The organism is Methylophaga sp. UBA1464, assembly GCF_002325665.1.
Classification (GTDB): domain Bacteria; phylum Pseudomonadota; class Gammaproteobacteria; order Nitrosococcales; family Methylophagaceae; genus Methylophaga.
The window spans coordinates 16,956-17,377 of sequence record NZ_DCSO01000045.1 but is presented as its reverse complement, the minus strand read 5'-3'; the positions used below and the strand labels follow the sequence as shown (position 1 = coordinate 17,377).

Below are 422 nucleotides of genomic sequence, written 5' to 3'. Positions count from 1 at the left end.
GACTACGACAAAGAAAAACTGCAGGAACGCGTGGCTAAATTAGCCGGTGGTGTTGCCGTTATTCGTGTAGGTGCTGGCTCTGAAATTGAGATGAAAGAGAAAAAAGCGCGTGTTGAAGATGCGTTACATGCCACACGTGCTGCGGTTGAAGAAGGCGTAGTTGCTGGTGGTGGTGTGGCTTTGGTCCGTGCCGAAGTGAGCCTGGGCGAGCTGAAAGGTGACAATCTGGATCAGGATGCTGGTATTGCTATTGCACGTCGTGCAATGCAGGAACCTTTGCGTCAAATCGTCACCAACTCTGGCGATGAAGCATCTGTTGTCTTGAATGAAGTCGTTGCCGGTAAAGGTAACTATGGTTACAACGCTGCGACTGGTGAATATGGCGACATGATTGAAATGGGTATTCTGGATCCAACTAAAGT

General features: G+C 49.1%; 1 protein-coding gene. It reads left to right on the top strand.

Annotated elements, in window-relative coordinates; all coding sequences use genetic code 11:
• On the top strand, positions 1-422 hold a 422-nt coding region (locus B3O33_RS04735; RefSeq protein ID WP_292363092.1), incomplete at both ends, for a TCP-1/cpn60 chaperonin family protein.